This is a genomic window from Nitrospiraceae bacterium, assembly GCA_020632595.1.
Classification (GTDB): domain Bacteria; phylum Nitrospirota; class Nitrospiria; order Nitrospirales; family UBA8639; genus Nitrospira_E.
In genome coordinates, this window is the sequence record JACKFF010000003.1 from 361874 (window position 1) to 373900 (window position 12027).

At 47.0% G+C, this 12027-nt stretch carries 10 protein-coding genes and 2 rRNA genes; 8 read left to right on the top strand and 4 right to left on the bottom strand.

Annotated elements, in window-relative coordinates:
• Window positions 1–68: 68 nt before the first annotated feature.
• The 5 genes from H6750_09105 (at window position 69) to H6750_09125 (ending at window position 5577) form a co-directional block, all read left to right on the top strand.
• The gene (locus tag H6750_09105; GenBank protein ID MCB9774467.1) at window positions 69–1946 is read left to right on the top strand and encodes a B12-binding domain-containing radical SAM protein; all 1878 of its coding nucleotides are present in this window, start codon (window positions 69–71) and stop codon (window positions 1944–1946) included.
• Window positions 1939–3201: a diaminopimelate decarboxylase gene (lysA, locus tag H6750_09110; GenBank protein ID MCB9774468.1), complete on the top strand. Its 1263-nt coding sequence runs from the start codon at window positions 1939–1941 to the stop codon at window positions 3199–3201. Before H6750_09105 ends, lysA begins: the two co-directional genes overlap by 8 nt.
• Before the next feature lie 99 nt (window positions 3202–3300).
• The gene (locus tag H6750_09115; protein ID MCB9774469.1) at window positions 3301–4173 is read left to right on the top strand and encodes a 4-hydroxy-tetrahydrodipicolinate synthase; all 873 of its coding nucleotides are present in this window, start codon (window positions 3301–3303) and stop codon (window positions 4171–4173) included.
• Between the two features lie 13 nt (window positions 4174–4186).
• Window positions 4187–4990, top strand: coding sequence for a 4-hydroxy-tetrahydrodipicolinate reductase (locus H6750_09120; GenBank protein ID MCB9774470.1), 804 nt, complete (start codon window positions 4187–4189; stop codon window positions 4988–4990).
• 350 nt (window positions 4991–5340) lie between these two features.
• Window positions 5341–5577 (top strand): hypothetical protein, encoded by a 237-nt coding sequence (locus H6750_09125; GenBank protein ID MCB9774471.1) that lies wholly within the window; start codon window positions 5341–5343, stop codon window positions 5575–5577.
• A 225-nt stretch (window positions 5578–5802) separates the two neighbouring features.
• On the opposite strand, the gene H6750_09130 is transcribed toward H6750_09125, so the two are convergent.
• On the bottom strand, window positions 5803–7305 hold the full coding sequence (locus H6750_09130) for an aldehyde dehydrogenase family protein (protein MCB9774472.1): 1503 nt from the start codon (window positions 7303–7305) through the stop codon (window positions 5803–5805).
• 744 nt (window positions 7306–8049) lie between these two features.
• On the opposite strand from H6750_09130, the gene H6750_09135 reads away from it, so the two are divergent.
• Entirely contained in the window at window positions 8050–8286 is a 237-nt protein-coding gene (locus H6750_09135; protein ID MCB9774473.1) for a hypothetical protein, read from the top strand.
• A 582-nt stretch (window positions 8287–8868) separates the two neighbouring features.
• Window positions 8869–9102, top strand: a complete 234-nt coding sequence (locus H6750_09140) for a transposase (protein ID MCB9774474.1) — start codon at window positions 8869–8871, stop codon at window positions 9100–9102.
• Between the two features lie 134 nt (window positions 9103–9236).
• On the opposite strand, the gene hemL is transcribed toward H6750_09140, so the two are convergent.
• A complete protein-coding gene (hemL, locus tag H6750_09145) occupies window positions 9237–10523 on the bottom strand; it encodes a glutamate-1-semialdehyde 2,1-aminomutase (GenBank protein ID MCB9774475.1) in 1287 nt (428 codons plus the stop codon).
• A gap of 451 nt (window positions 10524–10974) precedes the next feature.
• Here hemL and H6750_09150 point away from each other — a divergent pair, with 451 nt between their 5' ends.
• Window positions 10975–11328 (top strand): STAS domain-containing protein, encoded by a 354-nt coding sequence (locus H6750_09150; GenBank protein MCB9774476.1) that lies wholly within the window; start codon window positions 10975–10977, stop codon window positions 11326–11328.
• Between the two features lie 67 nt (window positions 11329–11395).
• Here the strand turns inward: H6750_09150 and rrf are convergent.
• Together rrf and H6750_09160 are read right to left on the bottom strand one after the other, a co-directional pair.
• A 5S ribosomal RNA gene (gene rrf, locus H6750_09155) occupies window positions 11396–11512 on the bottom strand.
• Between the two features lie 104 nt (window positions 11513–11616).
• Window positions 11617–12027, bottom strand: a 23S ribosomal RNA gene (locus H6750_09160); the annotation flags it as partial.

The window sequence follows — 12027 nt, forward strand, 5'->3', positions numbered from 1 at the left end:
AGGGAGAACCTCACGAGGTACAATGAGGTCCTCCGCAGTCTCTCCAACTGTTTGTGGAGGATAAAAGAATGGATACTTCTCTCACTCACGGTGAAATTCGTCCCAAACTTCTATTGCTTGATCCTTATCCGCGAAATAATCCCTACCGCATGACGGCAAGCGAGCGCCGGTCGATCTGGTTTCCGAAGCTCAGCCTGCCAGCGATTGCCGCTTATACTCCAACAACATGGGATGTTGAAATCCTGGACGAAGCCGTTAGGGATATCGATTTTGAGACTCCCTGTGATGTGGTTGGAATATCCATTATGACCTGTTATGCCCCCAGAGCCTATGAAATTGCAGATGAATTTCGTCGACGGCGGAAACCGGTCATTCTTGGAGGAGTGCATCCCACCTATTGCCCTGATGAAGCTCTGCGCCATTGCGATGCCATTGTCTGCGGGGAAGCCGAAGACCTTTGGCCTCAAGTCATCAACGACATCGAGGCCGGGTCCTTGAAACGAATCTATCGCATGGACCAATTTCCAACCTTAAGTCATTACAAACCCCCACGCATTGAATTACTCAGCCCGGATTCTTATATGACCAGGCTTTGCACTTTCACGACGCGAGGTTGTCATTTTGATTGTGAGTTTTGCAGCGTTTCGCCATTTAATGGCAAAACCACTCGACGCCGACCCGTTCCCGAAGTCATTGAGGAGCTGAAACGAGCCAAAGAGTGGCTGCGCTCGGACATTATTGAACGAATGACCCGTGGGTCACTTTTCCACGCCTTAACAACCTCCCTGAAAATTTGGGTGGGGCTGGAAGAAGGTTCGATTGTTGCTTTTGTAGATGACCTGCATAACAGTCATCGCGCCTACTGCCGTGAGTTATGGCAGGCCCTGAAATCTCTCAACATTAAATGGGGCTGCCAGTCCACCCTCTTTCTTGGGGATGATCCTGAAATGGTACGATTGGCTGCCGATAGCGGTTGCGTATCGGTTTTTGTCGGGATGGAATCCTTGTCGGATGATTCGCTCGATGAAACCAACAAAGGATTTAACCAGGTGCGGAAATTTGAAAACCAAATTAAAATGTTTCATGACCATGGTATCATGGTGAACCCTGGGCTTGTTTTTGGATTTGATAATGACGACGAATCGGTATTCGAGACTGCCGTAGACTTTTTGACGCGCAACAAAGTTGAATTGGCCTACTTTAATGTGTTGACCCCACTTCCAGGGACGGCTTTATACGAACGCTTTAAGCTGGAGGGACGGATCATTGATCAGGACTGGTCGAAGTATGACGGGAAGCATGTGGTATACACACCCAAACGCATGTCAGCCGAGCAATTACAGGAAGGGTTTTTCTGGGCCAACCGCCAGTTTTATTCCTGGCCCTGCATCTGGAATCGCATGGGGCATAAGAGCGAACGACTGATTCCACGCCTGGAAATGAATTGGGAATTTCGAAAATTAATATACCGCACCACACCCAAAGGCGCTTTATCCCCCCTGGCTAAAGTCTTAAAAAATCTGCAAACCAAACTCCCGACCCGTGAAACGCAGCAACTCGTTCCTAACGCTCTTCACCCTCAACCATCTCCTGATTCCAAAACCCAGGAGCTCTGCTTGAAAATGAGAGCTCGTCGTCACGATGCCTTTGCGGCCCTGTTTATTGATCTGGAGGGAACATTAGACCACCTGAATGCCAAAGAACTCTTGAAAAGGATTACACAAGCAGGACGTGAGGCCAAAATGGATATCGTGGTCAACTTTGAGCATATAAAACATGCGACCCCGAAAGCTATTTACACCTTATTTGATGGGGAAATTCTCCGAGCCATCACTCCCCACACAAAATTACGCTATCGAAACTTAAAAGAAGCCTTTCAATCCATTGTTTCCGAAATCGCTCTTGAAAATTTGGACCTGTTTGATGAGGATATCCAGCATGCATGATTTTCACTACCAGGGGGACGAATTATTCTGTGAGGAGGTCCCCATTCGCCAAATTACCGCACAGGTGGGGACTCCCTGCTACATTTATAGCCACCGGACATTGATTCGACATTTTCAGGCTTTTGATCAAGCCTTCAAGGCCATTCCACATATCGTGGCCTTTGCCATGAAAGCGAATTCGAACCTGACCGTCTTGCGTCTCCTCGCCAAGGAAGGGTGTGGCGCAGACATCGTGTCTGGTGGAGAACTCTTCCGCGCCTTGAAGGCCGGAATGGCACCCAACAAAATCGTCTTCGCCGGAGTCGGCAAATCCAAAGAAGAAATTCAATATGCATTGGAATCCGATATTCTGATGTTTAATGTTGAATCTCCCGGTGAACTTCAGCAGATCAATGAGGTCGCTGGCTCCATGGGCCTTCGGGCCAAAGTGGCATTGCGCATCAATCCGGACATTGATCCCCACACCCATCCGTACATTTCTACCGGATTAAAAAAAAGCAAATTCGGAATTGGAGCGGATCGGGCACTTGAAGAATTTGACGCAGCAGGGAACCTTCCCCACATTGAAGTGGTAGGCGTTCACTCACACATTGGTTCCCAATTAACCCAAATCACCCCATTTGTTGATGCCTTAAAAAAAGCTATCGCCTTAATTCAAACACTGCAAGCCAAAGGTGTCCATATTCAGTATCTCAACATAGGCGGAGGACTAGGCATTACCTACTCAGACGAAACGCCTCCTCATCCCAAGGAGCTGGCTGAAGCTATTTCTCCGTTGCTACAATCCGTCTCATGCCAAATTATTATGGAACCGGGCCGGTCTATTGTAGGGAATGCGGGCATTTTGGTGACAAAAGTGCTCTATAACAAGGCAAGCGCGGACAAGCATTTTATGATTGTCGATGCCGCAATGAATGATCTGTTACGACCAAGCTTATATGATGCCCACCACGATATTCAGCCGGTCTTAAAAAAAGAGTCATCCGTAGTCACCACTGTTGATGTAGTTGGACCGATTTGCGAATCAGGGGACTTTTTAGCAAAAGATCGAAAAATGCCCCATTCTCAACCTGAAGATCTCCTGGCCGTTATGAGTGCCGGAGCGTATGGATTCACAATGGCTTCAAATTATAATTCCCGGCCACGGGTCCCCGAGGTGCTCGTGAAAGGGAAGGACATCACAGTCATTCGAAAACGAGAAAGCTACGAGGACCTCATTCGGGGCGAAACTATTTCAGAAGCCTTCTCAAAATGATTTTTCGATTTAAAGTCTTGTGTTGATCCGCCAAAGCGTTCGCCATTTTGTAGTTATAAACACAAAAATTCCCTACACCAAAAGATTGAGGTCAGAATTATGTTCAGCGGTTCGTTAGTCGCTATTGTCACCCCATTCTCGAAGGGAAAATTTGATGAAAAGGCCATGGCCGATCTCATCGAATCCCAAATTTCTTGTGGGACCCATGGCATTGTACCTTGTGGGACGACAGGCGAATCAGCCACCTTAACCCCGGAAGAGCATGAACGGGTGGTTTCATTCACTGTCGAAGTGGTGAATAAGCGGGTTCCTGTCATTGCCGGAACAGGTTCAAACTCTACCGATGAAGCCATTACTTTTACGAAACATGCTAAGGCCGTTGGCGCCGATGGGGCTTTGCTTATCACGCCCTATTACAATAAGCCCACACAGGAAGGGCTTTATCGTCATTTTTCCGCCATCGCCAAAGCCGTCGACTTACCCCAGATCCTTTACAATATTCCAGGGCGTACCAGCATTAATATGTCTCCGACCACAGTGAGCCGTCTGTCGGAAATTCAGAATATTATTGGCATCAAGGAAGGCAGTGGATCTCTCCAACAGGTATCCGAAATTATACAACAATCCCGACCTGGCTTCCTTGTGCTCTCAGGCGATGATCCCTTGACACTCCCTATGATTGCCATCGGCGGGAAAGGTGTGATCACCGTCACCGCCAACGTCGCCCCGACGGATATGGCAACCATGGTGAATGCCGCACTAAAAGGTGACTACGAAACAGCAAGGCTCCTTCACTACAAACTCTCTCCCTTATTTGGAGCATTATTTTTGGAGATTAATCCCATTCCCGTGAAAGCAGCTCTGGCCATGATGGGAAAAATGTCAGAAGAAATTCGACTGCCGCTTACCCCACTTGCTCAGGAATTTCGACCAGCACTCCAAAAAGCCTTGCAACAAGCCGGAGTGCTCTGAGGAAAGAGAACACATGATTCGAACAATCATTACCGGCGCGGCCGGTCGAATGGGCATGCGATTAGTTGCATTAACTCAGGCTACCCCAGGATTACAGCTTTCCGGTGCGGTCGAAGTAAAAGGGCATCCTGCTATTGGAAAAGATGCTGGCGAAGTCGCCCAAATCGGACAAGTGAACATTCCGATCACCGACGATCTCCAAACCTGTCTCTCGCAAAGTGATGTGGTAGTCGACTTTACGGCTCCTTCCTCCTGTCTGGCCAATCTCGAGCATGCCGTCAAATCCACCAAGGCCATGGTCATTGGAACTACCGGGTTCACAGATCAAGAATTGGCCCAACTTAAAACATTCGCTCTCAAAATCCCCTGTGTGTTTTCCCCAAATATGAGTGTAGGGATCAATGTGCTCCTCAGCACCGTCGGGAAAATCGCCAGATCTCTAGGTGAGCAGTACAACATCGAAGTAATCGAAGCCCATCACAATAAGAAAAAGGACGCCCCCAGCGGAACTGCCCTAAAACTGGCTGAGGCTCTGGCAGAAGGTATGGATTGGGATATACAAGAAGTGGGCGTCTACACACGACATGGTATGACCGGCGAACGGAAGACCCGTGAAATTGGCATGCAAACTATTCGCGCAGGAGATATCGTTGGCGATCACACCATTTTGTTGGGTGGGCCAGGAGAACGCATAGAAATAACCCACCGGGCCCATACTCGCGATACCTTTGCCCAGGGCGCGCTCCGGGCAGCTGAATGGGTAGCCCATAAACCTCCCGGCCTCTATTCCATGGCCGACGTCTTAGACTTATCCTAAGACAACTTCCCGAATTCATCCGCCATGTTTGCCTGAAAGATGACAGCCACCAAAAATTTCAATCACCACCAATTTTAAGGCTATACCTCCTCTACGACCATTGCATGAGACCTGTCCTCTCTAATTCCTCCAAGCCATTCGATCGAACACTTACTAATTCTGGCCTACAAGACCCCATTCATCCTCTCGATACACAATTCTTTCATTGACAAAGTCGAAGAGCACGTGGTCTTATCGAAAGAGATTCAAGCACCGCATTCACTCATCAACACTCGGCTTTGTATCTCACCGAACGCGGTAAGGGATTAGCGAAAATACATCAGGTTTATGTAAAAAGGAGATTGGCTATAATGGATATTTTTGGAAAGATTCCTCTCGTCGAGATTCCCGTACATGTAACCCCAGATCAGAAGAAGTGGCTGGATAAAATGGTAGAAGAAGGAAAAATTGCCATTCCTCCAGGTGGAACACTGGAAAAAGGATCAGTTATTTCTATGTTTCTCAGAATGCTCATCCACAATGCCATGGAAGAGCAGATGCGCCAAGCCGCTATCGACGCCGAAGACGAAGATGGCGACGATGAATAGAGAGCTAATAAAGGCCCCCTTTAAGATCTTTCTATTTCCACCACAGCTGGTTGTTTATATTGATTGTAAAAGTTTTTCAAATGTTCATCAAAATTGAGTTCGAATAGTTTATTCATAAATGACATTGCCTAAATCAGCCTTCTACTTCCCTGCTAATTTCGATATTTAATCCAAAGGCTTCACTGAAAAATTCCGCGAAGTTCAAGCAGATTATATGGCCGCATTTTAGGCCAGTTTGGCACAGACGGATTTAACTTCAGTATAGAGATCCAATGCCTCGTGACCCATTTCGCGTCCCCAACCGGATTGCTTGTACCCGCCAAACGGGAGTGAGGCATCAAAAATATTATGGCAATTAATCCAAACCGTTCCAGCCCGTAATTGCGCCGCAATCCGATGTCCCTTACTTAAATCTTTTGTCCAGACCGCTGCCGCCAATCCATAGATATTATCATTGGCCTTGGCAATTACTTCTTCGACTTCTGTGAAAGGTTCAGCGCACACCACAGGGCCAAAAATTTCTTCTTGAATAACCTTCATGTTGGAGTTGGTATTGACCAAGACGGTCGGTTCAACAAAATAACCTTTGTCTCCAGACCGTTTTCCACCCGCAACTGCTTGAGCGCCTTCGGCAAAACCCGACTCCAAATATCCCAAGACACGGTGTTGTTGTTCATCAGAGACTAATGGCCCCATTTGAGTGGCAGGATCTAGTCCCGGTCCTATTTTAATCTGTTTGGCTTGATCGGCAACCCCTGCCACGACCTTGTCAAAAATGCTCTTTTCCACATACAGTCTTGAGCCCGCGGCGCAACATTGCCCATGATTAAAGAAAATCGCACTCGCTACTCCGGGTATTCCCGCTTCCAGATCAGCATCCGGCAAGACGACACTTGGGGATTTGCCACCAAGTTCCAAAGTGACTTTTTTAAGATTCCCTGTTGCAGCATTCACGATAAGTTTGCCAACTTCGGTCGAACCAGTAAATGCAATTTTATCCACATCTGGATGCGCAGCTAAGGCCGCACCTGCGGTTTCTCCATATCCAGGAACAATGTTCACCACTCCTTCGGGAAATCCTGCCTCCACGAACAACTCTCCCAACCGCAATGCCGACAAAGGAGTTTGTTCAGCCGGTTTCATCACTATAGTACACCCCACGGCCAAAGCCGGACCAAGTTTCCATGCCGCCATTAAGAGAGGAAAATTCCAGGGAATAATTTGCCCGACAACACCAACTGGCTCACGAAGCGTGTAGGCCAGGAATTGAGACCCAGGCATATAAGGAACCGAAATAGGTATGGAATTGCCCTCAATTTTTGTTGACCATCCCGCCATGTATCTAAACAAATCAACAGCCAATGGAACGTCTGCTGCCCGCGCAATGGTTAACGGCTTTCCGTTATCCAGAGACTCTAACTGAGCAAATTCTTCCAGATTCGACTCCAGAAGGTCCGCTAACCGCCACAGGAGTTTGCCGCGGTCAGAAGGCGTCATTTTTCGCCATGGGCCTTGTTCAAAGGCCTTTCTAGCAGCTTTCACGGCAAGAGCAATATCAGGCTTGTCGCCTTCCGCAACCTCCGCCATTACTTCACCCGTTGCCGGATTAAACGTAGAAAATGTTTTCCCCGATTGTGCATTAACCCATTGACCATTAATCAGCATTTTTCGTGGACGGGACACAAACGATTGGATAGTCGGATGAAACTGCTCGGTTGAAGTCGCCATACTCATTTGTATACCTCCTTTTTCCAGAAAAATCACTTTGGTCGGGTTTCAAGAACCAGGATTATGAATTGCACCAAAAACATAAGGAGTTGAAAGTCCGATATTCTCGCTGGCTCCCTTCTTGTTTCGACTTCCCCTATGACTGCGAGGATTTAAATTTACCTCTTATTATGGCGACGATTCAATTTCTAAAGCAAACCTTAGTCCGTTGGGTTGCCCTTCGGTGTCTTAGAACAAACCATTATTGTGCAGTTCTTTGAAATTGGTCGCGATACGATGCCTTGCCTATTATGCAACCTTTTCCACAAAGTTCCATTTTTTCCAGTAGATGGGTATAGACAGCCAGTGAGGGTAAAAGAATACCTGGTAATTGCTCACAGAATTTGCAACCACCCACTGCTGAAAAAAAATTTTAATACGTGACAGAACTCCCCCCACGTGGAAAAATAACTGAGTGCTCAAAAAGACCCATTCGCAAGCCCATAGCGGGTTTGGGAAACGGAGGATATAGCTGAATACGTGAGCACGGCCAAGAGCGAGAACGACGTCGGCAGGATTTTTCACCATTCCCAAACAGGACAATGGATGGAAAACATATACTGCTCCACTTGAAAGTGAGACCATCTTTAAGACATAACCCAGATCTTAAAGGAGGAATACAGGGGCCAGAAGGAATCAATTGAGCGCTGGACAGCAAAACGACGAACAGCCCTTGTCTTGCTGAACCTCAGAGGGGAAACATCGGTGGCGGAAGCCAGCCGGCCGCATGGCCTGACAGTCATGAACATAGAAGACTGGCAGGACCAGTTTCTTCGTACCGCGGAAAATGGCTCGTGTCGTCGTCCCAAGGACGAAGAGGTGCTGAAAGAAAAGCAGATCAAAAACCCGAAACAAAAGATCGGGGAGTTAGTGGTCGAGAATGGCGTATTACGGGAGGCCTTGAAACCCTACCCTTTAGGGCAGGAGATGTCCGACCCGTGAGAGCTGCGATGCCGGACATCTCAGAACGAACCGCCTGTCGTCTTTTCCGGGGCCGCCAATCAGCGCTGCATCGGCTGACCAACGGGAAGCGGGCTCAGGCGACGCTCTCGGAGAAATGAGTCGCTCAGCTGGAGCCACTCATGCAGGCATCCGACAGGTATCGTCGCCTGTGGGCTCTACGCTTTCGAGAGGGCCAGATTCATATCCCAAAGCGGTGTATCGGACTTTACGCTTGAAGCGGAGGTTGGTATATCAAGATTCCGCCACTCCACGCCCGGGTGTTCAATATCGACGAAGTTGAACGACACAGAGGAATCATCGTCGGGCCATGGATGTGACGCATATCCCCTGTGGGATGGTTGGGGGCATTTGACCGCCGTAATGGATTGTCATGATCCCGAGCTGATTGGCTATGAGTTGGCCTTGCGCCAAGGGGCCTAGGAAGCGTAGCGTGCGCTCGAATCTGCTTGTCTGGCGCGCTTTGGGACCCTCCGCCCCGTTGGTTCCACCCCGATCCTTCGCCGTGACAAGGGGTTAATTTTCCAGATCCGGCGGTTTCGACAAGCCTGTCGAGACTCCCGCTTGACTCAGGAGTTTATTACTCCATACCCACCGCAACAGAATGGGCTCATTGAACGGTTTTTCAGGAGTCCCAAAGAAGAGTGCGTCTGGCAACATCGTTTTGATGGATTTGAGGAGGAGCGTCATAAGATCAAGGGCTGGATGGGATGGTACAACGCAGAGCGACCTCATCAAGCGTTGCAGTACGGGAGTCCTCATCAATATCGGCAGCAACAAGAATTACATGTGGCTTGATTTCGGGGGGAGCATTACAGACATTCTTCCGCCATTCGTAGCAAAAATGGCTGATAGGTAAACCATGTGGGGATTACTTGGCAATCAAGAAACCAAATGCCAAACCAAATTATGGCTTTGCAAAAATATGAAGATTATCTTAGTGTAGAAAAGACCTCTCGTGCCGCAGAAATCGTCTGATGAATGTTCCTATCGGTGTGAGCCGTTGAGAGCAATATGGCTTCAAATTGAGAGGGAGCCAAATATATTCCATGATTGAGCATTCCATAAAAAAATTTTGCGTATCGTACGGTGTCTGACTTTTTGGCCTCGGCGTAGTCTGTGACAGGTCCTTCGGTAAAAAATCCACCCAACATGGAGCCAACTCGAGTTTGATAGTAGGGAATACCTGATTTCTTCGCTGCTGCTCCTAATCCTTCAGCCAACAATTTGGATCTTTTTTCTAATTCTTTATAAACTCCAGGTGTTTGAAGGATTCGAAGAGTCTCTAGGCCAGCAGCCACTGCCACTGGATTTCCGGAGAGAGTTCCGGCCTGGTACACAGGTCCAGCAGGGGCAATCATTTGCATAATGTCCTTGGTGCCTCCATATGCTCCAATGGGTAAACCTCCCCCGATAATCTTTCCTAAAATCGTGAGGTCAGGACGGACTTTATAAAGGGCTTGCGCTCCCCCAGGATCCACTCTAAAACCAGAAATGACTTCATCGAAAATTAAAAGAATATCGTATTTTTTAGTGATCATTCGGAGCCATGGTAGGAATTCATCCGTTGGAGGTATTACCCCCATATTTCCTGCAATAGGCTCTACAATAATTGCGGCCAAATTTTGGGCATGCTTATGGATTATTTTTTCGGCAGTTTTAATATCGTTATATGGTGCAGTTAGCGTATGCCGGGCAAACGATTCTGGTACTCCAGGGCTATCAGGTATCCCGAGGGTTGCCACGCCTGATCCCGCTTTAACAAGCAAATGGTCGGCATGTCCATGATAGCAGCCCTCGAATTTCAATATTGAATCGCGTTTAGTATAGGCCCTGGCTAAACGAATTGCGCTCATAACGGCTTCCGTCCCTGAATTTACGAGACGGATTTTTTCAATTGAAGGAACCATCTTGACAATAATTTTGGCTAATTCCACTTCTCCTTCGGAGGGGGCTCCATAACTTGTCCCGCGTTTTGACGCACTGATGATAGCCTTTAATACCCGGGAATTCGCATGCCCAAGAATCATAGGCCCCCAAGACAAAACATAGTCCAAAAATTTATTGCCATCCACGTCCTCCAACAAAATCCCTTTAGCTTGCTTAATGAATAAGGGATCTCCTCCGACTGAGCGAAATGCTCTTACGGGGCTATTAACACCACCAGGAATAAATGAATTCGCTCGTTGAAATAATGCCCTGGACCTTGTTGTTTTCACAGAAATTTTCCTCTATTTTTTTTAAAAATCCATTTAAAATATCACTTTCAAGGAATTCGCAAACTCAATTTTTCATTATGCTAAAAATTTATAAGTCACTGAATTTATTAGGAATCATTTAATTTATTTCCATCGGTTTGACTCCAATTTTTCAAAGCTCCAACCGCACCACTACTGCTTCATTAGAAAACCATCCAGGAATCCAATTTCTGCCATCTTTTACTAGCCGAAACTTAGGAACATTTCGAGACGGTCTTCATTTAATAATAATATTTCTCTGTAGCCCCAAATTCTTCCCGAAAACCATGGTCACAACAAATTTCGAACTATTCCCACATTCTTTCATTAAGTGCGTAGTGCAAATTTTTCCTATTTATTTTTTTTACTTTTAACCGAAAGTTTTAGGATACCGTCAACAATCAACAATTATTAATCATTTTGGGATAAATCGATGTATTGTGAACAACGGAGAAAGAATGAAATAACTATTCTTGATTGTTTTGGAAGATTTGATGAAAGTGATACCAAACATTTTATCCAGTGGCTTGAAGGGTTACAAAACCATGGAATTCGACATTTAATATTAAATTTGTCTCCTTTGTACTATTTGGATCCTAAAGTGGTGGATCTCCTATTCTTTGCACAGCAATTTCTTCAAGCAAATTCAGGAACATTTTCATTGGTAAGCCCACTTAGTTCGGTAAGGAATGAACTTGTCCGAGGAAAAATTCCTCATACCATACCCACCTTTGATACCATGTATGATGCTATGCATCGCCCACACTGTGCTTATAATGAGTGTTAAACTAAGCGTGGACTCTTTTAAATAGAAAAGCCCAGAGATTTATATCCCTGGGCTTTTCCAATTTAAATCTCGGCAACGACCTACTTTCCCACAGCCTCACGGCTGCAGTATCATCGGCCCTGGAGGGCTTAACTTCCGTGTTCGAAATGGGAACGGGTGGTACCCCTCCGGTAAGGTCACCGAGAAAGTGCCTGCGAATTGTAGGTTTTAATTTAAAAATTTTTAAATATACTACTTTTTTAAATCAAACTCCCATATTCACTAAGACCATGTCTATCAAGAACAAATGTTGTTAAGTCGCACGGCCGATTAGTACTGGTTAGCTTCAGGCCTCACAGCCCTTCCACACCCAGCCTATCAAACTCGTAGTCTACAAGTGGCCTTTAGGGAGGTTACCCTCCGTGTGATCTAATCTTGAGGCTAGCTTCCCGCTTAGATGCTTTCAGCGGTTATCTAAACCGGACATAGCTACCCGGCACTGCCGCTGGCGCGACAACCGGCACACTAGAGGTCCGTCCATCTCAGTCCTCTCGTACTAGAGACAGACCCTCTCAAATCACCTCCGCCCACAACAGATAGGGACCGAACTGTCTCACGACGTTCTGAACCCAACTCTCGTACCGCTTTAACGGGCGAACAGCCCGACCCTTGGGACCGGCTTCAGCCCCAGGATGCGATGAGTCGACATCGAGGTGCCAA